The organism is Bradyrhizobium sp. IC3195 (assembly GCF_020193585.1).
Taxonomy (GTDB): Bacteria; Pseudomonadota; Alphaproteobacteria; order Rhizobiales; family Xanthobacteraceae; genus Bradyrhizobium; species Bradyrhizobium yuanmingense.
Genome location: NZ_JADYVG010000021.1, coordinates 15478 through 35596, shown reverse-complemented (window position 1 = coordinate 35596; position 20119 = coordinate 15478). Strand labels below are relative to the sequence as shown.

Here is a 20119-nt window from a genome sequence, read left to right as displayed (position 1 = left end):
CGATGAGAATGGGATGAATCATCATCGCGCTTTAGGTTGTTGTTCACGCATGATCTCTCCGGAAAAGCGCTTCGCACTTTTCAGGATCATGCTTTAGCTAGCCGCCTGAGCGACCTGCCAGCCGCCCACGGATATCCGGCTTCAGCACCTTGCCGACCTTGGAGCGCGGCAGATCGTCCCAGACTTCGATCTGCTTCGGTGTCTTGACGCTGCCGATCCGCTGCTTGACGAAGGCCGCCAGCGCCGTCGCATCGACGCTCTGGCCGGCACGGGGCTGCACCACGGCGACGATACGCTCACCCCATTTCTCGTCCGCGAGGCCGATCACGGCGCAATCCTGTACCGCCTCATGCGCCCGCAGCGCGTTCTCGACCTCGATCGAATAGACGTTGAACCCGCCGGTGATGATCATGTCCTTGGCGCGATCGACGATGTAGAGGTAGCCATCGTCGTCGATGTAGCCGATGTCGCCGGTGTGGTGCCAGCCATGCGCGGAGGCCTCCGCCGTGGCTTCGGGATTTTTGTAGTAGCCTTCCATCACCAGCGAGCCGCGAACCACGATCTCGCCGCGTGAGCCGGTCGGCAGCAAATTGCCGTCGCCATCCATGATGCCGGCCTGCACCAACGGGCTGATCCGCCCCGCCGAGGCGAGGCGCTCCATCGCGATCGTGCCATCGGCATTGTAATGCTCATCCGGTGCCATCATCGAGATCATCATCGGCGCTTCAGTCTGACCGAACAACTGCGCCATGGGCCCGATGCGCCGGAGCGCCTCCGCAAGCCGTGCGGCCGAGATCGGTGCCGCGCCGTACCAGAAGCATTGCAGAGACCCGAGCTTCGCCGAGTCGAGCTTGGGATGATCGAGCAGCATGTAGATCAATGTCGGCGGCAGGAAGGTGTGCGTGACATGGTAGCGCTCGATCAATTCGAGGAATTCGGCGATGTCGGGGTGATGCATGATCACGATGCGGCCGCCGAGCGCCATGATCGGGAAACACAGCACACCGGCCGCATGGGTCAACGGCGCGAGCGCGAGATAGACCGGACGACCCTTGAAGGGATAGCCCATCAGCGTCAGTGCCGTCATGGCCTCGATGTTGCGACCCGACAGCATGACTCCCTTCGGCTTTCCGGTGGTGCCGCCGGTGCCGGGAAGCATCGCGAGATCGTCGACCGTCTCGCGTTGATATCGGTCGGCGGACAGGCCCGCGAGCCAGCCGTCGAACGAGGGCGCGAAGGGCAACTCGGCATCGAGGCAGACGAGGACACGCAGCTTCGGCAGCTCTGCACGCACCGCCTCGACCATCGGCGCGAAGCTCGAGTGAAACAGCAGCAGGCTGCAGTCGAATTGGTCGAGGATGAGCCGGTTCTCGGCCGCCTCGTTGCGCGGATTGATCGGGCACCAAACCGAGCCCGCGCGGGAAATCCCGAACACGCATGCAAACGCGACCGGATCGTTGCCGGAAAGGATTGCGACCTTCTCGCCGGCAGCAATACCCGATCGCGCGAGCCCGCGCGCGACGCGATAGCTCAGCTGCTGCACCTCGCGATAGCTGAGATCGCGACCGTCCATGGTCAGGCACGGCGCATCAGCGCCGAGCGAAGCACCTTTGTCGAGGTAATCGATAAAGCGCATGGCCAATCCCCGAAACTGCTGGCGGGTGGCGCGCGACCGCGCCACCCGCGATCTTGCTCAGTCGTGCACGGTGAGGATCGGTCTGCTGACCAGCCCGAAGCTGCGCAGCTGGCCGAGCAGCTCGTGATGACCGAACGCCTGGCAACCGGAGGCGAAACCCACGCGCTTGGGCGGCTGCTGCAGCAGATGCGCCGCGGCATAGGCCTGCAACAAGCCGGTCTGCTTGTAATTGCTGTTGCCGTTGATGACGCAGTGCGCGCGCCCGAGCGGGCCAGAGGCATGCACCGAATCCAGCGACTTGTTGACGCGCGGGTTCTCGCGCGGCGGCATGGTGTTCATCACGCCGGCGGCGGTCTGCGCCAGAGCAGTGTAGCGGTCGTCGGGGTTCATGTTCTTGGTCGCGTCCAGCGCGGCGGCGACGATCTGCGGCACGCCCAGCATCAGCGCGCGGTTGAACACGCCGCCCAGCACCTTCACGTTGGCCACGCGCGGATCGCGCTTGAACCACACCGGGTGCGAGGTGCCGCCCCAGGGCAGCGCCAGTGCGAGCTCATGCTGGCCGGGGATGGCGAGGTTGTAGAGGCCGGCATCCGCCTGATGCTCGACATACTTGTTCTGCTCCAGATAGTAGGCCTTTGCCATCGCGGCGTTGACCAGGATGGTCTGCGTCGAGGCGATGGTCGGGCTGCCGCCCCAGAACACGGCGATATCTAGCGTATCGAGGCCGGGCGTCTCCAGGCACAGCTGCGCGGCGATCTCGCCGGTGGTGTACATCTGCGCGATGCCCGGCGCGAGCAGCAGGCCGGCATTGGCGAACTTCGTGCCCCATTCCTGCTCGAGCGTGATCAGCCAGTCCTGCTCGCCGGTGGTGTCGGTGTAGTGGCATCGGGACGCCCAGCAGGCCTGCACCACCTCGGCGCCGAACCTGGCGAACGGACCCACGGTGTTGAGCACCACCGAGGCACCGTTGAACAACTCCGTCAGTGCGCTCACGGTGTGCGGCACTTCCACCACCTCGTAGTCGGCGGTCTCGATACCGGCCACGTTCGCTTTCATTGCGGCGTTGAGCTTCTCCGCGCTGCGCCCCGCGGCGATGAAGGGGATGTTGTACTCGCGTAAGTATTCGCAGACCAGGCGGCCGGTGTAGCCGGACGCGCCATAGACGATGACGGGCTTCTTCGCGCTCATTGTCGTTCCTCCGAAATGTTCGTTGTCGGGTTTGCAGCTCACATTCCCATGCCGCCATCGACCGGCAGTCCGATGCCGGTGATGAAGCGGGCTTCGTTCGAGCACAGGAACACCGCAGCATTGGCGATGTCGCCGACCTCCGCGAGCTTGCCGAGAGGCGTCTGCTCCACCACCGAGCCGACCGCGGCGTTGACGTCGGGCGCGAGACCGATCTTGACGATGTCGTTGGCCAGCTGCAGGCCCATGTCGGTCGGGATCAAGCCAGGATAGATGCAGTTGACGCGGACGCCATAACCGAGCTTGCCGGCCTCCATCGCAGCGACCCGTGTCATGCGATCGACCGCGGATTTCGTGCCGGAATAGACCGCGATGCTCGGGAAGGCGATCGTCGCCGCGACAGACGCGATGTTGACGACCGCGCCGCCTTTGCCCGCCGGTCCACCCGGCCGCATCGCGCGGAAGGCGTGCTTCATGCCGAGCACGGTGCCGACGATGTTGACGTCGCACATCCGCCGCGCATCCTCGGCCCTGATCTCGCTGACCAGCGACGTGATCTCAATGCCGGCATTGTTGATGAGGATGTCGTAGCCGCCGAGGGTGGCGACCGTCGCAGCAGTCGCTTTCTCCCACTGCGCATCGTCGGCGACATCGAGATGCACGAAGCCGGTCTTCACTCCGAGCCTGGCGATCTTGCCGGCGCTATCCTTGCCGGCGTCATCGAGAATGTCGCCGATCATGACCCCCGCACCGGAGCGCGCCAGTGCTTCTGCAATAGCCGCTCCTATCCCGCGGGCTCCGCCGGTGACCAGAGCTTTGCGGCCATCAAGACTCTTCTCACTCATCGCACGTCCTCCCTTTGCTTGGACTGATCTTTTGGACTGATCTGTTCGCTGATGATCGGTGCGCGCTGCGATTGGCAGCACGGTGCCGGCGCGGTTGCGCAACGGCATGCGAGTCCGTTCCGGCGGCGCGGCGCCGGCGGGTGCATTTCCTCCATTTGCTGACGTCTTGACGACTGTCCAAATTTCTTGGCGCGCACACTCCTCCCGGAACTTGACAGTTGTCAAGGAAAAAATTTGACAGTTGTCAAAGAGGATGGTCTGTAGACGATGACCGACGACGTGATCGTGGTGACCAAGAGACGGGAGACAGCGCGACGATGGCGCGGCAAGCGACAGGAGCGGCGAAGCGAGAGGCCGCGGCGGAGATCGTGCGGGACGACAAGTTCAACGCGCGACGCATCGAGCTTGCCGAGGCCGCGCTCGAAACGCTTGGAGAGCTCGGCTTCGCCCGGACCAGCCTGCGGGAGATCGCGCAGAACTCGGCGTTCACGCACGGCGTGTTCCACTATTATTTCAGCGACAAGCTCGACCTGATCTGCTGCTGCGTTCGCCACTACAAGGCCAAGTGCGTGACGCGCTATGACGAGGTCGTCGCGACAGCGACGAGCCGCGACGAATTGACGGAGGGCTTCATCGCCAAGCTCGCAGCAACGCTGCAGAACGAAGCCCGCATGCACCGGCTTTGGTACGATTTGCGCTCGCAGGCGATGTTCGAGGCGGCGTTTCGCAAGGATGTCCTCGAGATCGACAAGAGCCTGGAAGCGATGATCTGGCGCATTGCCTCGCGCTATGCCGAGCTCGGCGGCAAGCGGCCGGCGTCGTCGCCAGGCGCGCTCTACGCGCTGTTCGACGGTCTGTTCCAGAGTGCGCTGCTCAAGCACCTCGCGGGTGACAAGAGGGCGGTCCCCGAACTGCTCGACGAAGTCCGGCGCCTGCTGCCGACGGTCTGCTGACGCGCACGAGCGGCGCCCACGAAGGCGTCGCCGCTCGAGGCCTGCACGTTGCGCCATCCAAATTGATCGTCCGACTCGAAACTGCTTAGATGCGGCATGCCGCCGAAAGTTGAACGTCTGCCCAAGCAGCAATTGTGGTTTCCGGCCGGGCGCTATTTTCTGCGCACCATCAAGCGCGATGACGCCTCGCAGCGCTGGGCGGACTGGTTGTCCGATCCCTGGACCGTGCATGTCCTCAACACGTCACCGCGCGCGATGACCAAGGCGGAGATCGCCGACTACATCAAATCCTTCGATCAGCGCGAACGGCTCCTGCTCGGGATATTCGAGCGCGGCAGCCGCATCCATGTCGGCTTCATCCGCCTCGACATCAACGCGGCGGCGAGCGAGGCGCTCGTCAGCGCCGTGATCGGAGAAAAGGAGCACCGCAATGCCGGAGCGACGGTGAACACCTTCATTCCGCTGCTCAGGTTCGTGTTCGACGATCTCAAGCTGAGCCGCATCCGCGCGTTCGTGCTGGAGCGCAATCAGACGACCATTCAATATCTGTCCAAGCTCGGATGGACGCTCGAGCCCGAACCCGAAAAACCGGTGCGATCGCATACGGATGGATCGCTTCTGGTATTGCGTCGGATGATCTGGGACCGGCCCGGTTTCCAGGCCTGGTTGAAGAGCCCGATCGGGCAGCGGATCGTGAATCGCATGGAAGCGGCGCGAGGTTGAGCCCCGGCCGCTCCCTTTGTCTGCTTAAGCGATCAATCAGTACTTCGCGACGACGGGTGACCCGCCGAACCGATAGTTGATACCTACCTTCACGATATCGATGTCCTGACGAATATCGATCAACGCGGTGGTGGCGGCGGCTGGATTGGCGAATCCCACGCGCTTGCTGTCGAAGCCGTAGTGAGTGTACTCGACCAAGGCCGACCAGTTCGGGGCGAAGGCCCACTCGACACCGGCACCTGCCACCCAGCCGACACGATCGGTGCTGGCGCTTGAATTGCAGGGCTCAAAAACGAGGAATCCCACACCGGGACAAAAGAAGCCGCCAATCGACGAGAAATTGTTCAGATTGTATCGGTCATGCGCAAACCCGACGCCGCCCTTGCCATAAACGAGCAAGCGATCCCATGTGTAGCCGACCCGACCCGTGACGCTGGCGACCCAGTCGGTGCGGCTCGATAGAGTGGCGGGCGCGCCGGTCTTTCCGGCGAAGAAGGGATCGTTGGCGGTGCCGTGAAGATCGGTGGCCGTGAAATCGCCGGCAATCCCGAGCACCCAATTGCTGGCAAATTGGTAGTCGCAACCTACCTGAACGCCTCCTACAATTCCGACGTCTCCGTTCACCCCAATGCGATCACCAGGCACACTGCCTATAGTCATTGCAGGCGAGATGACCGCCCCCGTTCCGATGCCGGGATCCGTGAAGCCCGTTCGGCTCGCACCGCCGCCGACATGACCCCCGACATAGCAGCCGGTCCAACTGAAAGGCACGGCCGCCGCAACCGGCGCTTTCGTGTAGGGACGAGCTCCCAGATCGGCACCTTGAGCGGAGCCTGCGACAATCAGAGCCGACGTCGCCAGCAGCAGTCGTTTCATTCGTCACCCCCGAAGCAATCAGCGATAGAAATCTCCGGTAAGGTACATCGGCCGGCCTCCGCGCGCTGTATTCGAGGAGCAACACTCCGATACATTTGGTACTTCGATACTGTTTGATCACAACGCGCCGCAACACGGCGCCTTAAGCCTGATGACGGCGCTCCAGGCTGAACTATCCGATCGTCGGATGGCTTCGCACCGGCGCGGCCGAGTTCAGGTCACGCCCCTGCCTCACCGCCCCGCCGGCATCAGCGCCCGCATGATCTCCGGCTTCCAGCTTTGACGCGCGCTGTCGAAGGCTGCGAAATCATGATCGAATTGCCAATAGGCCCAGGCCCAGCCGAGCCGCTCCGCGCTTCGCGCCACGAACGACAGATATCTCGTCCGTGCTTCGGCTGGCGCGGCCTCGTATACGCCGAACTCACCGAGATAGATCGGACGCTTCTCCCGTTCGGACCAGGACCGGATCTTGTCGAAATCGGCGCGCGCCTTCTGCTCGTCCTCCGGCGTGCCCCAATCGAGCGGGCCTATTTGCGAGAACGTCGGCGACCACGGTGCGCCCTGATGGGTGAAGCGGATCGGCGCGTAATAGTGAAACGTGACGATGATATTTCGGTCATCCGGCGGCAGGACCAAGTCCTCGACGGGCATCTCGTCGACGTTGAGAACCGCGGCGATCACCGGCCGCCGGGGGTTGGTGGCGCGGATGATGCCGAGACATTCGTTCAGAAGGGCGTTCCAGGCGGCGGACGTCATCTGCCCGCCCGGCTCATTGAGCACCTCGAAGACGAGCCTCGGATATTTTCCGGCATAGCGCGCGGCGATTTGCGTCCAGAACGCTTTCAGCTTCCCGGCGCACGCGGAGACGTCGCGCTGACAGATATGGGTATCGTGCTCGTCCAGGATGGGGATGAGATTTCGGGCGAGCACCTCCTCGATCACGGCATCGAGCCGCCTCAAGACGATCTCATCCAGCGCATTCTCCGGGTCCATGAACTTGAAGCCGAAGAAATTGATCCGGACGTGCGAGAACCCGGCGCGCCTGATCGCGGTGAGGTTGTCCAGACGAAATGGCGCGTTCCGGCCTCCCTCCCAAATGCCGTCATAGCCGAGGATGTTGATGCCGCGCCCCAATTTTGGGGTAGCGGACGCGGCCTGTCCGGCGGCCTCTGCCGGGGAGCAGATAGCAAGCACGGAGAGCGCGAAGGCGAGACCGAAAATCACAGCCCAGCGGACGCAGATGGCATTCATCCTGCCTGCCCCATCATTGCTGCAGGCCTTGCTGTGGCACCGGCCTGCACACCGCGAAGAAGAATGCGACGAGCAGCACCGAGGTGAACATCGTCGAGCGAAGGAACATCGTCTCCGTGAAATTCGATTGAAAGCTGAGGACGACGAATCCGATGATGAGAGCGCAGTGGCGACGGTCGATCGACCGCGTGGCGATCAGGTACAGGACCTTTTCCGAGAACAGATAGACGCTCGCCACGAACAGCACGTATCCCAGGAATCCGGTTTCCATCGCCACCGCGATGTAGCCGCTATGATAATTGTCCAGCACCCAGCCGTGGTTCTGGTTGAAGTAGTCGTAAATGGCAGGGCGCGTCCAGAACCCGTTGATGCCGAAGCCCAGCAGCGGCGCATCGTCGAAATGGCCGATGGCGTACTGCCAGATGAAGGTTCGCTCGGTCAAATTGATGGTCGATTCGCCGAGATGGATGGAATCGTAGCCCGTGACATAGAAATACAGGATCAGGAGCGCAGCCAGGATGCACATGACGACCGGCAGCACCGCGTAAATCCTCATGCAGCGGATCGACCATAGGGAGGTCATGAGTAGTGCACCGGCGGCAATTGCAACGGCACCGGCACCACGGGATTCCGAGGCGATGACGCATGTCGATGCCAGGAGAAACATCAGCAGAAAAACTGTCCAGCCCTGGCCCGTCATCTTCTGATAGCAGGCAAAGAACATCAGATAGGCGCTGATGAAGCCGAGAGTCTGCTTCGATTCGTAGATTCCCTGCCACTGACCGTTGTGCATCCAGCTCTGATCGACGCCGATCTCGGGCACGAAAACCGCACACAGGGCCGAGGCGGCGACCAAGATGAAGAGTCCCAGCGCCGTCGCTCCGACGATCTCGTCGATGTCGATCCGCGTGATCAGGCAGTACGCACCGAAGGTCGTCATCACGAGGGCCGCGCTCTTCATGATCGCCGCGGTGGCGAGGCCGGTCCAGAGCACGGAAACAGCGGCGAGAGCATAGAATGCGACCAGCGCGATGAAATCGGGATTGGGCTGCACGCGCAGGCAGGGACGCACGAAGGCACTGGCATAGATCAGGATGACCCACATCAACAGCGCAACGGCCTGTTGCACGAAGCTCCATTCTGCGGGAAGCAGCGCGGGGTTGAAGACACCCATCGACGCGATCACATTGACGGTGATCGAGCCACGCATCACGATTCTGGCGAGCTTTTCCACGCCGACGCCGGGCGCTTGCCAGATCGCGCTGTCGTCCTCCTCGGAATCGTGCAGGCTGGTCATGAGCGGACCGCCTGAAGCGCGGCGGATCTTCCCACACCGTGCACTACGAGCGCCTTCGCACGCGCGCCTACCGCGGGCATCGGCCGGTCGAGGCCTGATTCCCAGAGCCGCTCTCCCGCCGCGGCGGCGAGGCGCAACGGCGTCATTCCATTCCCAGTCACGTCCGCTCAGTCCACGGCTTCGAACGGCTCTCAGCGGATGTTGGCGCCGCCCAATGTGCCGTGCGTCTCAAGCGGGAAGATTGTCCTACCTTCTACCTTTGAGATCAAGGTGGCATGACGGGACGCTGCCCTCACAATCAGGTGCGAGGGACGATCGGGTCCTTGCCGGGCGGGAAAGACGGAAGGTTACGCCGCCGTTGCCGGCGGCAGCGCGAGCACCGAATAGATCGCCTGCGCATCGCGCGAGGCGCGGAGCTTCTTGGCGATGTCCTGGTCGCGCAGCAGGCGGGCGATGCGGGCGAGCGCCTTGAGGTGATCGGCGCCGGCGCCTTCGGGGGCCAGCAGCAGGAAGACGAGATCGACCGGCTGGCCGTCCATCGCCTCGAAGTCGATCGGACGATCGAGCCGCGCGAACAGGCCGAAGATCTTCTCCAGCTTGGGCAGCTTGCCGTGCGGAATGGCGACGCCATAGCCGACCGCGGTGGTGCCGAGCTTCTCCCGCTGCAGCAGCACCTCGAACACCGAGCGCTCGTTCTGCCCGGTCAGCTCAGCGGCCTTGGCCGCCAGCTCCTGCAAGGCCTGCTTCTTGCTGTTGACTTTCAATGCCGGGAGAATCGCCTCGGGTGCGACCAGATCGGTAATCGGCATGGAAGCTTTCCGAGGTGAATTAAACCGTCAGGTTCCGATTTGGCCAGCTTGATAGACCAAGCTCGGCCGGCGTCAATAACATGAAGCAGGAGGCGGACTTAGCCCCGATCCAGATGTGGGGGGCTTCTACTCCAACGCAATCCCGGTGCCAACTCCCGCGTGCGGCTTTGCCCCCGTCATTGTTAAGGGCCGGGATGGTACGGGCGCCGGCTGGCGGGCCTAGCCACCGCCCTGGCCGTCCACCTTGGCTCCCGGCGGGTCGATCCAACCCACATTGCCGTCCGCCCTGCGGTAAATGATGTTCACCCGGCCGGACGAGCCATGCTGGAATACCAGGCAGGGTGCCCCGCTGAGGTCGAGTTCCATGACGGCTTCGCTGACCGAGAGCCGCTTCAGCGACGTGGTTTGCTCGGCGATGATGACGGGGCTGTAGCCGGCGACTTCCTCTTCGCCCTCTCCGGGCGCTTCCAGCACATAGCTGGTGGCGTCGAGCGCAGCCATCGCCTCGGAGGCGGCATGGGCCTTGCGCGCGGAGCGGTCCTTGAGCCGGTTCTTGTAGCGCCGCAGCCGCTTCTCGATCATCACCAGCGCCTGGTCGGCACTGGCATAGGCATCCGGTGCGTTCGAATCGGCTTCCAGCGTGATTCCCGAATCGAGATGCAGGGCGCAATCGGTGCGAAAGCCGAAGCCGTCCTTGCTCAGCGTGATGTGGCCGGAATAATTGCCGTCGAAATATTTGCGCAGCACCTCGTCGGTGCGGTCGGCAACGCGGCCGCGCAGCGCCTCGCCGACGCTGATGCTCTTTCCCGAGATTCTGAGAGTCATGTGATGCCTCGCTTGGTTGGTGCCCAGCTTGGATCGGTCTCGATGGGGCATCGAGAGTAGCGCGATTTGGCGCCAGCGCAATCAGGCCGGTTCGGGATTGCGGGAGCGATCGGACAAGGCGGTAGAGAGGACGTTACCAAGAGCGCTCTGCTTGTCGCGGCGGCGTTGCACCGAGGAAGGTATGCGCATGGCTTCGCGGTACTTCGCGACCGTGCGGCGGGCAATATCAATGCCCGAGGCGCGCAAGCGTTCCACGATGGTGTCGTCCGACAGGATCGCGGAGGGCTCCTCCGAATCGATCAGCTGCTTGATGTGGTGACGCACCGCTTCCGCCGAATGCGCTTCGCCCCCGTCGGCCGAGGCGATCGAGGCCGTGAAGAAATATTTCAGCTCGAACGTGCCGCGGTTGGTCGCCATGTATTTGTTGGCGGTGACACGCGACACCGTGGATTCGTGCATCTGGATGGCGTCGGCGACGGCCTTCAGATTGAGCGGGCGCAAATGGGCGACACCGTGGGTGAAGAACCCGTCCTGCTGGCGCACGATCTCGGTCGCCACTTTCAGGATGGTGCGGGCGCGCTGGTCGAGCGCGCGCACGAGCCAGGTCGCGTTCTGCAACGCATCCGTGAAATAGGACTTGTCGCCGTCCTTGCCGATCTTCTTCGACAGCTCGGAATAATAGGTCTGGTTGACCAGCACGCGCGGCAAGGTGTCGCTGTTGAGCTCGACATGCCAACCGCCGTCGGGACCCGGGCGGACATAGACGTCGGGCACCATGGTCTGCAGGCGCGCCGAGCCGAACTTCATGCCGGGCTTGGGATTGAGGCGGCGGATCTCGCCGATCATGTCGGCGATGTCCTCGTCGTCGACGCCGCAGATCTTGCGAAGAGCCGCGATGTCGCGCTTGGCGAGCAGATCGAGATGCTCGACCAGCGCCTGCATCGCGGGGTCGTAGCGGTCGAGCTCGCGCAGTTGGATCGCCAGGCATTCGCTTAAGGAACGCGCGCAGACCCCGGGCGGATCGAATTTTTGCAGCACGGCGAGGACGCTTTCGACCTCGGCCTGCGACGCGCCGAGACGCTCGGCGGCTTGGCCGAGATCGGGCGGCAGATAGCCGGCCTCGTCGACGAGGTCGATCAGGTACTGGCCGATCATGCGTTGCGCGGGCGCGGTGAAGGCAACCGAGAGCTGCTCGGCGAGATGGCCCGACAACGTCGTCTCGGCCGCGACAAAAGCTTCGAGATTGTAGTCTTCGTCACCGGAGGCGCCGCCGCCCCATTCGGTATAGGTGGTTGGCGCGGCATCCTGCGCGTTGCGCGCGGCCGCCTCGGCCGGCTCCTCGGAGAAGACGTTGTCGAGGCCGGTGTCCAGGGTTTGCTCGATCTCGGCGCGGGTGCCGAGATCCTTGCTCATCCATTCTTCCTGGCCCGGCTCGAAGCCTTCCGCGCTGCCGCCGAAGCCGTCCTCGCCCTGGCCATCGCCATGACCGTCACCTTGGCCGCCCCCGGAATCGCCGTAACTGCCGGCCTCGGCCGAAGCTTCGCCCGCGGGGGCCTCGTCACTGGCCCGTTCCAGCAGCGGGTTTCGCTCGAGCTCCTCTTCCACGAAGGTCGTGAGATCGAGATTGGACAATTGCAGCAGCTTGATCGCCTGCATCAGCTGCGGCGTCATGACCAGCGACTGCGATTGCCGGAACTCTAATCTCTGCGTAAGCGCCATGAAGCAAGAACCGATCCCAAAAGTTGGTCCGATTTTTGCTTATCCTAGTCTCAGCCCGATGTACACGGCTTGACGAATTGGAAAAAAGGGCTAGAGGCGGAATTCCTCGCCAAGGTAAAGGCGGCGCACGTCCGGATCGGCAACGATCTCATCCGGGGTTCCCTCGGTCAAGATTTCCCCGGCATAGACGATATAGGCACGGTCGGTGAGGCCGAGCGTCTCGCGGACATTGTGGTCGGTAATCAGCACGCCGATGCCGCGATTGGTGAGATGGCGGACGAGGTCCTGGATGTCGCCGACCGCGATCGGGTCGATGCCGGCGAAGGGCTCGTCGAGCAGCATGTAGTTCGGCCGCGTCGCCAGCGCGCGCGCGATTTCGACGCGGCGACGCTCGCCGCCGGACAGCGCGATCGACGGTGATTTCCGTAAGCGCGTGATGTTGAACTCGTCGAGCAGCGAGTCGAGCTGCTGCTCGCGCTTCTTGCGCGAGGGCTCGACCACTTCGAGCACGGCGCGGATGTTCTGCTCGACGGTGAGGCCGCGGAAGATCGAGGCTTCCTGCGGCAGATAGCCGATGCCGAGCCGCGCGCGCTGATACATCGGCAGCTTGGTGACGTCGTGGCCGTCGAGCTCGATCGCGCCGCGATCGGCCTTGATCAGGCCGGTGATCATGTAGAACACGGTGGTCTTGCCGGCGCCGTTCGGGCCGAGCAGGCCGACGGCCTCGCCGCGGCGCACATAGATGCTGACGCCGCGCACCACCTGGCGGCTGCCAAAGGCCTTTTCCACGCTATGCACAGCCAGGAATCCGGGCCGCTTCAACAGCTGCGGCGCGCCGGCACCGTTGGACCTGGCGGCCGTTCGGACGGGATGAACCGCCTGCGGACGCGGCTCGGCCTGATAGTCGGCCTCGTAGTCGCCCGTGTAGTCACCTTGGAACTGGTCGGGCCCGCGGGGCTGGTCGCGGGCAATCGGCGTGTCCCTGACGGGACTGGGCACGAGGCCGCCGACGCTGTCCCCGAGCGCAGTGATGTCCTGACGCGCAAATCCTGGCCGGCCGCGCTTGGCGGGGCGCCGACGGAACATGCTGAAGAGATCGACCATCCCCGCCTTCTAGCCTTTGGCGTCGTCTTGCGCGAAATCCGCGCGATCTGTCGCGCCAGCCTGAGCGATTGGCCGACGCAGCATGGGTGAAGGAATGTCTCATGCCCAGTGAAACACGCCCGAAAAGCGGCGGACCCCGCTTCGAAAGCCCTGCGCGCTAGATACAGGCTCGCCGGGCAGGCTTCAACCCTCGCTTCGGCCGCATCCGAACCAAGCCGTTGAATTCATTTTGGTTTACTTGCACCGGGTAACTGCAAAGGCGGCGCGCCGCCGGGCTTGCCCGAACCGCAATCGTTGCTGGAGCCCTGCGGCAGCAGGACCTGAACCCGGCCGCTGTCGGATTCCACACGTGACACGCCGGTCGTCATATCCACAGTCAGCCGATCGCCCCGCATGACGTTCTTGCACTGGGTCATGACGACTTGGCCCGAGCCCCCGCCGAACATGGTGATCAGGTTGGTCTTGGTGTCGAACACGGCGGTCTCCCCCGTCACCACCTGGTCCTTCTGGGTGACCACGACATTGCCGCGCGCCTCGAGCCGCTTGATCGAGGAGCTGCCGCCCGGACCCGGCTGCGCCGACTGCATCGGCGCGCTCTTGGTCGCTTTCGCCGCAGGCTGCGGCGCGGCCGGCTTGTCGCCGCCGCCCGAATCGTAAAACACCACCAGCGTCTTCGAGGTCATGGTGGTGTCGCCCTGCACGACCTTCACATTACCGGAGAAGGTCGCCTCCTTCTTCTTGTCGCGCATCTCGAGCGAGGCCGCTTCGATCTGAATTGGCTGATCGCGGTTTTGCGTAAAGCCCTGCAGCGCGTTGTTGGGCGCAGTCGCCGAACTCTGCGTGCGGCCTTCACCGGATGCGATCAAGACACCAAAGGCAAGCGCGGCTGCGCTGACGATCGCGCTGCGCCTGTTGTCGTTGCGCGAGAAGAACTTCATCATGAAAATCACTTCGAATTGGCAGACTTGTTCTGAGGCGTGCGCGTCTTCGTCGGCGCAGGCTCGGTTGGTCCAGGCTGAGCAGCGGCGGGTTCATCCAGCTTGTCCAGATGCATCACCACATTGCCCTCGAAGCGGATGACGTCGCCGCCTTCGGTAATTCGCAGGCGATCCGCACTCAGCGTGCCGTTGGTCAGCTTGACGTCGACGCGCTCGTCCGAGGAGACCGTGCCCTTGCCCATGTCGACGAAGGCGGAATTGAGCCGCGCCTCGTAGCCGGTCGAGGTGCGCAGCAAGATGTCCTTGCGCAGATCGAGCTGCTGCTGCTTGTTGTCGAAGCGGCCGGTGCGGGCATCGAGGAACAGGGTCGACTTGTCCTCCATCAGCACTTTCGCACGCAGGTCATTGAGATCGACATGATCGGGATCGGTGATGTCCTGCGTCGCGGTCTTGGCCCAGAGCTCGTAGGGCCGCTGGTCCGGCGTGTAGCCGGCGAGGTGCGGCGATTCCATCGTGATCTTGGTGCCCGACACCACCAGATTACCGGAGTCGAGCGGCAGCTTCGGCATCAGCATGCGGAACGGATTGAAGATCGAGACGCCGACGATGACAGCCATGGACAGCACCACAGCACCCGGGACCGCGATGCGCAGAATCCGCACCAGGCGGCTGTGGCGGGCCGCGCTGGCAAACTTCGCCGCAAGCGCGGCGTCGTAGGTGGGGTTCTGGGCCGAATTCACCGGGGTTCCTGCTTACCTGTCTCCTGACGTATCGCTCGCCTTGTCCGGTCGAGGGGGCGCACCCCATTCTATCCGGCGCCGCCCAAATATGCAGCCGGCGACAGGCCGTTACGAAAGTGTCCGAAACGGGGCGGCAATCCCGGGCCAACCGCCACGGGGGGCCTTCAGGAGTGCGCGAAAATGTCCTCTTCCGCCCAGCCCTGGAGGTCCAGCAGGGCGCGGGTCGGCAGGAAGTCGAAACAGGCCTGCGCCAGCTGGCTGCGGCCTTCCCGCACCAGTATGGCGTCCAGCCGCTCGCGCAAGGCATGCAGATGCAGCACGTCGGAGGCGGCGTAGGCGAGCTGCGGCTCGCTCAGGCTGTCGGAACCCCAGTCGCTGGACTGCTGCTGCTTGGAGAGGTCGATGTTGAGCACCTCGCGGACGAGGTCCTTGAGGCCGTGGCGGTCGGTGTAGGTGCGGGTCAGGCGGGACGCAATCTTGGTGCAATAAATCGGCCCGGTCATGATGCCGAAGGTTTGGTACAGCACCGCGACGTCGAACCGCGCGAAGTGGAATATCTTCGTGACCCCAGGATCGGCGAGCAGCGCCTTCAGGTTCGGCGCGTCGGTGTGGCCCTTGGGGATCTGCACCACGTCGGCGCTGCCGTCGCCCGGCGAGAGCTGCACCACGCAGAGCCGGTCGCGGTGCGGGTTCAGCCCCATAGTCTCGGTGTCGATCGCGACCGCTCCGGTGTAGCGGGACAGGTCGGGCAGGTCGCCCCGGTGCAGGCGTACGGTCATGAAAACCTCGGGTCGAATCGGTGCGTCGATATCATAGGCTAGAGCATGATCCGGAAAAGTGTGCAGCGGTTTTCCAAAAAGATCATGCTCAATCAATAACCTAAAGCGCGATGGCGATTCATCTTAATCGCATCGCGCTTTAGTCGAATGGATCGCGATGTAGCCAGTCGCAACAGGTCACGCAAGCGGCCGTGACCTTACGGCCGGTCAGATCGCAGCGAGCATGATGCAGACCATCGCCGCGACTGCGGTGCGGCTGGGGCCGTCCCGGAACGCGTACAGGATCGGATCGTCCGGCATCTCGCGGCGATGCGCCATCATCAGGGCACGGCCGAACCAGTAGAGCAGCAGCGGCGTGAGCAGCCACAGCATCCAGGGGCGGCTGTAGAGCGGCGTCACCGCCGAGGACGAGACGTAGAGCGAGAACACGGTCACCGCGTTCATGGCGCTTGCCGCCGCCATCGCGGCGATGACGTTAAGGTCGGTGACGCGATAGTCGCGGTTGGAGGGATCGGCGAGGCCCACGCTCTCGCGCATGCTGAGCTCGCTGAAGCGCTTGATCAGGGCGAGCGAGGTGAACACGAACAGCGAGAAGATCAACAGCCATTCCGACAGCACCACGCCGACGCCGACCGCGCCGGCGACGATGCGAAGCGTGTAGAGGCCGGCGAGCGTGACGATGTCGACCAGCATCTTGCGCTTGAGCACGAGCGAATAGGCGATCGTGGTGGCGAGATAGAGGCCGAGCACGCCGAGAAACAGCGGCGAGATACAGAGGCTGGCGGCAAGCGCGAACAACCACAATGCAGGAATGGCCGACAGCGCCGACGAGATCGGCAAATCGCCGGCTGCGAGCGCGCGGTGGCGCTTGCTCGGATGCTGCCGGTCGGCGGCGAGATCGAGCAGATCGTTCATCAGATAGGCGCCCGAGGCGCAGGCCGAGAACGCCAGGAATGCGAGCAGCGCGTAGCCGAGCGTCGAAAGGTTCAGCTGATGCGCCGTGAGCGCAGGCACGAACACCAGCGTGTTCTTGGCGTATTGATGGACCCGCAGCGCCTTCACCCAGGTGGCGAGGCCGGCTCTACGGACCTCGCGATTTTCGATGCGCGTGATGGAGGCACAATCGAACGGCACGCGCCCCGCCGCGAGATCGGCGTGCGTGACGACGCCATCGAAGCCGAGATGCGCTGAGATCGCCGCGGCATGAGCGGCGAGCCGATCCGCGACGAGATAGATCTTCTCACCGCGCGCCCGTGCCGCCAGCGCCCGGTTCATCACATCGGAATCATAGGGCAGATGGGCGTAGTCGATCTCGGCTCGCGCCAGGATCGCCGTGAGCGCCGCCATCCCCGCCCGTCCGCCCGCACCGAAGCGCGCCAGCATGCGGCCGGGGCTGGAGAACAGCGCCTCCATCAGCAGCTCGGAACGCAGCAGCGCGCCTTCGAGGTCGATGACGAGGGTCCGGGCCGCCGACGGCTCGGACAGGCCAGGATCATACTGGGAGGCACGCTGCTCCATCCGAAAACGCTCTGACTTGCCGTGACATGACCGGCATTCGGCCGGGGGAGCAGGAAATTGGACGGCCAACCCTATGGGAACATTCACTAAAGGCGGCTTAATTCACCTGGAGAGATGGGGCGGCTTCCGCCCGAGGCGCTGTTGCCCGGATCCCACAATCCGGCGCGAGCTTCCTGTACCGTCAGAACTTTTGCTTCGCGCGCCGTGGATATCGTCCCGGCCCACCCTATCTGCCAATTTCCCTCCCCGGGGGTCCCACCCTGGATCAGGTGCCATGACCGAACCAACGCTCGCTGCGCCGATCGACGACCAGCGTCCGCGCGGATTTTCGCGCTACCAGGCGCTCCTCATCGCGCTGCTGGCGCTGACGCAGTTCACGATCATCCTCGATTTCATCATCATGTCGCCGCTCGGCGCTATCCTGATGCCCGCGCTCGGCATCACGGCGGGGCAGTTCGGCGTTGCCGTATCGGCCTACGCGTTCAGTGCGGGACTATCGGGCATCCTCGCCGCCGGCTTTGCCGATCGTTTCGATCGCAAGCGCCTCCTGCTGTTCTTCTATGTCGGCTTCACGCTGGGGACGTTGCTGTGCGCGGTGGCGCCGAACTACCATGTGCTGCTGATCGGCCGGATCGTGACCGGATTGTTCGGCGGCGTGATCGGCGCGGTCGTGCTCGCCATCATCACCGACCTGTTCTCGTTGCAGATGCGCGGCCGCGTGATGGGAATCATCCAGACGGCGTTCGCCGCCAGCCAGGTGCTCGGCATTCCCGCCGGCCTGTTTCTCGCCAATCACTGGAGCTGGCATGTCTGCTTCATCGCCATCGTGGTGCTGTCGATCGTGACGATCGCCATCATCGCCTTTGCCATGGAGCCGGTCGACGCGCATCTGAAGCTGAAGCAGGACAGAAACCCGTTCCGCCATCTGGTCGCGACGGTCGGTGAGCCGCGCTACACGCTCGCCTTCGCCGTCACGACGCTGCTGGCGACCGGCGGCTACATGCTGATGCCGTTCTCCAGCGCCTACACCGTGCACAATCTCGGCATCGACATCACGCATCTGCCGACGATCTATCTCGTCTCCGGCCTGTTCAGCATCGTCACGGGACCGCTGGTCGGCCGCGCCAGCGACGCGTTCGGCAAATATCCGACCTTCGTGTTCGGCTGCGCCATGACCGTCCTCATGGTGCTGATCTACACCCATCTCGGCCACGTCTCGCTCGCGACCGCAATCATCGTCAACGTGCTGATGTTCGTCGGCATCTTCTCGCGCATGATCCCCTCGCAGGCGCTGATGTCGGCGATCCCGGAGCCCGGCCAGCGCGGCTCGTTCAGCGCGGTCAGCGCCTCGCTCCAGCAACTGTCCGGCGGGCTCGGCTCGGTGCTCGCCAGCGCGATCATCGCGCAAGGCGCGGACGGCGCGCTACTCCATTTCGACCGGATCGGCTACGTCGTCGTCACCACGACGATCGTCACGCTGGTGATGATGTATTTCGTGCAGAAGGCGGTGGCGGAGCGGACGGGAAAGCGGGTGGTGTGAGGGGGAGAGGAGCCGCCGTCCGAATGCGTTTTCCGCGTGGTGGAAGTCACCTGCTTTGTTGCGGACACAGTGCCGCACGTCACGCAGCCACGTTCTTCGCTAGTTTCATCCGATCGGTCCTCGCGACTCGACAAGAAACAACAAGTCCAAGGGCGGGAAATGAGAAAGCTGACACGACGAACATTCGTGATGGGTTCGGCCGTCGCGTTGTGCGCGCCGGCTGTAAGGACCGATGCGCAATCCGCGTGGCCGTCCAAATCGATCAGGATCATCGTGCCCTATCCACCGGGCGGCCAGACCGACGGCATCGCGCGCGCGTTCGGCGACTTCCTGGCGCGGCAGGTGGGCAAGCCGGTCATCGTCGAGAACAAGGGCGGCGCCGGCGGCGTCATCGGCGTGGCAGAAGCGAAACGCGCCGATCCGGACGGCACCACCATCCTGTGCACGATCTCGTCGTCGCTGATCCAGAACCGCGTCACGGTAAGAGACCTGCCCTACGATCCCGAAAATGATTTTACCTATCTGACGATGGTCATCGGCGCTGGCGGTCCGGTCGTGGCGGCGAAGAAGACCGGTGCGACCAACCTGCGCGAGTTCATCGAATACTGCAAGAAAGTCGGCAGCGTGAACTGGGGATCCTACGGCGTGGGCTCGACGCCGCACGTCCTGATCGAGACGATCGCCAAGCAATACGGCATAAAGGTTCAGGTCATCCAGTATCGCGGCGAGGCGCCGATGTGGAATGACGTCGCCGGACAGACGCTTGATGGCGCCGCCGGGAGCTATGCCGCAGCCGCGCCCGTCATCCAGGCCGGCACCGGCAACCTGATCGGCGTGGTCGGCACCCGTCTGCCGCCCCATCCGGACACGCCGACCATGACCGAGCAAGGCGCCGTCGGCGACTTCTACAATCTGCGTCCCTTCACCACGTTTGCGGTGCCGTCCGGCACGCCGCGGGATATCGTCGATCGCCTCTCGCCGCTGCTGATCCAAGCCGGAACCGATCCGAAAGTTCAGCAGATGCTGAACAACTTCATCCTGTCATCGCCGGCCGATTTCGAAACGACGAATCGGATCTTCAAGCGCGACAGCGACGTGATGCTCCGCATCCTGGGCGATCTCGGCGTCAAGCCGTCGGATTAGCCGCGTCGCGGCCTAGCAGCCCAGCCCGCTTTGCTCGTCGTGGCTCTCCGTATTCGGCGCCCAGCCGACATCGAGCGGATCATGGCGACACTCCGGGCGTCTGCCGGCGTGTCAAATGCACGGTCGTCGTTGCGGAGCCGCCCAGATGGTTTCCAGATATGACGTGCAGAAGGCGGTGGCGGAGCGGACCGGGAAGAAGGTGGTGTGAGGAACGGCTCCTGCTCCACATTCGGGTGAA

The 20119-nt window shown here is 63.8% G+C and carries 18 protein-coding genes; 4 read left to right on the top strand and 14 right to left on the bottom strand.

Translation table 11 applies throughout. The features are described from left to right. Positions 1–97: 97 nt before the first annotated feature. Genes I6F09_RS29485 through I6F09_RS29475 form a run of 3 tightly spaced genes read right to left on the bottom strand, consistent with a single transcriptional unit; the run spans position 98 to position 3666 of the window. Positions 98–1636 carry an AMP-binding protein gene (locus I6F09_RS29485; RefSeq protein ID WP_225189646.1) on the bottom strand — a complete coding sequence of 513 codons (1539 nt, stop codon included), beginning with the start codon at positions 1634–1636 and terminating at the stop codon, positions 98–100. Between the two features lie 57 nt (positions 1637–1693). Continuing rightward, a complete protein-coding gene (locus tag I6F09_RS29480) occupies positions 1694–2824 on the bottom strand; it encodes a DUF5938 domain-containing protein (RefSeq protein ID WP_036024411.1) in 1131 nt (376 codons plus the stop codon). Between the two features lie 38 nt (positions 2825–2862). Then, complete coding sequence (locus I6F09_RS29475; protein ID WP_225189645.1) at positions 2863–3666, bottom strand: SDR family oxidoreductase; 804 nt, start codon at positions 3664–3666, stop codon at positions 2863–2865. Positions 3667–3983: 317 nt separating this feature from the next. Between I6F09_RS29475 and I6F09_RS29470 the strand changes: the two genes are divergently transcribed. Both I6F09_RS29470 and I6F09_RS29465 read left to right on the top strand, forming a co-directional pair. Next, the gene (locus I6F09_RS29470) at positions 3984–4619 is read left to right on the top strand and encodes a TetR/AcrR family transcriptional regulator (protein WP_225189644.1); all 636 of its coding nucleotides are present in this window, start codon (positions 3984–3986) and stop codon (positions 4617–4619) included. Between the two features lie 96 nt (positions 4620–4715). After that, the gene (locus tag I6F09_RS29465; RefSeq protein WP_036009173.1) at positions 4716–5342 is read left to right on the top strand and encodes a GNAT family N-acetyltransferase; all 627 of its coding nucleotides are present in this window, start codon (positions 4716–4718) and stop codon (positions 5340–5342) included. Positions 5343–5378: 36 nt separating this feature from the next. Here the strand turns inward: I6F09_RS29465 and I6F09_RS29460 are convergent, their stop codons facing one another. From I6F09_RS29460 to I6F09_RS29410, 11 genes are all read right to left on the bottom strand, one after another. After that, positions 5379–6218, bottom strand: coding sequence for an outer membrane beta-barrel protein (locus tag I6F09_RS29460; RefSeq protein ID WP_036009176.1), 840 nt, complete (start codon positions 6216–6218; stop codon positions 5379–5381). 231 nt (positions 6219–6449) lie between these two features. Next, a complete protein-coding gene (locus I6F09_RS29455; protein WP_225189643.1) occupies positions 6450–7469 on the bottom strand; it encodes a cellulase family glycosylhydrolase in 1020 nt (339 codons plus the stop codon). 13 nt (positions 7470–7482) lie between these two features. After that, a complete protein-coding gene (locus I6F09_RS29450; protein ID WP_036024406.1) occupies positions 7483–8766 on the bottom strand; it encodes an O-antigen ligase family protein in 1284 nt (427 codons plus the stop codon). Positions 8767–9113: 347 nt separating this feature from the next. After that, positions 9114–9575 (bottom strand): PTS IIA-like nitrogen regulatory protein PtsN, encoded by a 462-nt coding sequence (gene ptsN / locus I6F09_RS29445; protein ID WP_008141251.1) that lies wholly within the window; start codon positions 9573–9575, stop codon positions 9114–9116. Positions 9576–9794: 219 nt separating this feature from the next. After that, positions 9795–10400 (bottom strand): ribosome-associated translation inhibitor RaiA, encoded by a 606-nt coding sequence (gene raiA, locus I6F09_RS29440; protein ID WP_036009184.1) that lies wholly within the window; start codon positions 10398–10400, stop codon positions 9795–9797. Positions 10401–10481: 81 nt separating this feature from the next. Continuing rightward, positions 10482–12119: an RNA polymerase factor sigma-54 gene (gene rpoN, locus I6F09_RS29435; protein WP_225128030.1), complete on the bottom strand. Its 1638-nt coding sequence runs from the start codon at positions 12117–12119 to the stop codon at positions 10482–10484. Between the two features lie 90 nt (positions 12120–12209). Further along, on the bottom strand, positions 12210–13223 hold the full coding sequence (lptB, locus tag I6F09_RS29430) for an LPS export ABC transporter ATP-binding protein (protein ID WP_036024403.1): 1014 nt from the start codon (positions 13221–13223) through the stop codon (positions 12210–12212). Positions 13224–13447: 224 nt separating this feature from the next. Then, positions 13448–14164, bottom strand: a complete 717-nt coding sequence (locus tag I6F09_RS29425; protein WP_036024401.1) for an LptA/OstA family protein — start codon at positions 14162–14164, stop codon at positions 13448–13450. Between the two features lie 5 nt (positions 14165–14169). Beyond that, positions 14170–14901: an LPS export ABC transporter periplasmic protein LptC gene (gene lptC / locus I6F09_RS29420; protein ID WP_036003378.1), complete on the bottom strand. Its 732-nt coding sequence runs from the start codon at positions 14899–14901 to the stop codon at positions 14170–14172. Positions 14902–15065: 164 nt separating this feature from the next. Continuing rightward, positions 15066–15680, bottom strand: coding sequence for a ribonuclease D (locus I6F09_RS29415; RefSeq protein ID WP_225189642.1), 615 nt, complete (start codon positions 15678–15680; stop codon positions 15066–15068). Positions 15681–15887: 207 nt separating this feature from the next. Then, complete coding sequence (locus tag I6F09_RS29410; RefSeq protein ID WP_225189641.1) at positions 15888–17198, bottom strand: UbiA family prenyltransferase; 1311 nt, start codon at positions 17196–17198, stop codon at positions 15888–15890. Between the two features lie 274 nt (positions 17199–17472). On the opposite strand from I6F09_RS29410, the gene I6F09_RS29405 reads away from it, so the two are divergent. Together I6F09_RS29405 and I6F09_RS29400 are read left to right on the top strand one after the other, a co-directional pair. Continuing rightward, positions 17473–18738, top strand: coding sequence for an MFS transporter (locus I6F09_RS29405; protein ID WP_225153079.1), 1266 nt, complete (start codon positions 17473–17475; stop codon positions 18736–18738). Positions 18739–18927: 189 nt separating this feature from the next. Continuing rightward, entirely contained in the window at positions 18928–19881 is a 954-nt protein-coding gene (locus tag I6F09_RS29400) for a tripartite tricarboxylate transporter substrate binding protein (RefSeq protein ID WP_225189640.1), read from the top strand. Positions 19882–20119: the final 238 nt, after the last annotated feature.

Bases quoted from the DNA above. Each gene is read 5' to 3' on its own strand.
- ptsN (WP_008141251.1), bottom strand. From the start codon at position 9,575: ATGCCGATTACCGATCTGGTCGCACCCGAGGCGATTCTCCCGGCATTG.
- rpoN (WP_225128030.1), bottom strand. From the start codon at position 12,119: ATGGCGCTTACGCAGAGATTAGAGTTCCGGCAATCGCAGTCGCTGGTC.
- I6F09_RS29470 (WP_225189644.1), top strand. From the start codon at position 3,984: ATGGCGCGGCAAGCGACAGGAGCGGCGAAGCGAGAGGCCGCGGCGGAG.
- I6F09_RS29460 (WP_036009176.1), bottom strand. From the start codon at position 6,218: ATGAAACGACTGCTGCTGGCGACGTCGGCTCTGATTGTCGCAGGCTCC.
- I6F09_RS29405 (WP_225153079.1), top strand. From the start codon at position 17,473: ATGACCGAACCAACGCTCGCTGCGCCGATCGACGACCAGCGTCCGCGC.
- I6F09_RS29455 (WP_225189643.1), bottom strand. From the start codon at position 7,469: ATGAATGCCATCTGCGTCCGCTGGGCTGTGATTTTCGGTCTCGCCTTC.
- raiA (WP_036009184.1), bottom strand. From the start codon at position 10,400: ATGACTCTCAGAATCTCGGGAAAGAGCATCAGCGTCGGCGAGGCGCTG.
- I6F09_RS29410 (WP_225189641.1), bottom strand. From the start codon at position 17,198: ATGGAGCAGCGTGCCTCCCAGTATGATCCTGGCCTGTCCGAGCCGTCG.
- I6F09_RS29475 (WP_225189645.1), bottom strand. From the start codon at position 3,666: ATGAGTGAGAAGAGTCTTGATGGCCGCAAAGCTCTGGTCACCGGCGGA.
- I6F09_RS29465 (WP_036009173.1), top strand. From the start codon at position 4,716: ATGCCGCCGAAAGTTGAACGTCTGCCCAAGCAGCAATTGTGGTTTCCG.
- I6F09_RS29425 (WP_036024401.1), bottom strand. From the start codon at position 14,164: ATGATGAAGTTCTTCTCGCGCAACGACAACAGGCGCAGCGCGATCGTC.
- I6F09_RS29450 (WP_036024406.1), bottom strand. From the start codon at position 8,766: ATGACCAGCCTGCACGATTCCGAGGAGGACGACAGCGCGATCTGGCAA.
- I6F09_RS29400 (WP_225189640.1), top strand. From the start codon at position 18,928: ATGGGTTCGGCCGTCGCGTTGTGCGCGCCGGCTGTAAGGACCGATGCG.
- I6F09_RS29415 (WP_225189642.1), bottom strand. From the start codon at position 15,680: ATGACCGTACGCCTGCACCGGGGCGACCTGCCCGACCTGTCCCGCTAC.
- lptB (WP_036024403.1), bottom strand. From the start codon at position 13,223: ATGGTCGATCTCTTCAGCATGTTCCGTCGGCGCCCCGCCAAGCGCGGC.
- I6F09_RS29480 (WP_036024411.1), bottom strand. From the start codon at position 2,824: ATGAGCGCGAAGAAGCCCGTCATCGTCTATGGCGCGTCCGGCTACACC.
- I6F09_RS29485 (WP_225189646.1), bottom strand. From the start codon at position 1,636: ATGCGCTTTATCGATTACCTCGACAAAGGTGCTTCGCTCGGCGCTGAT.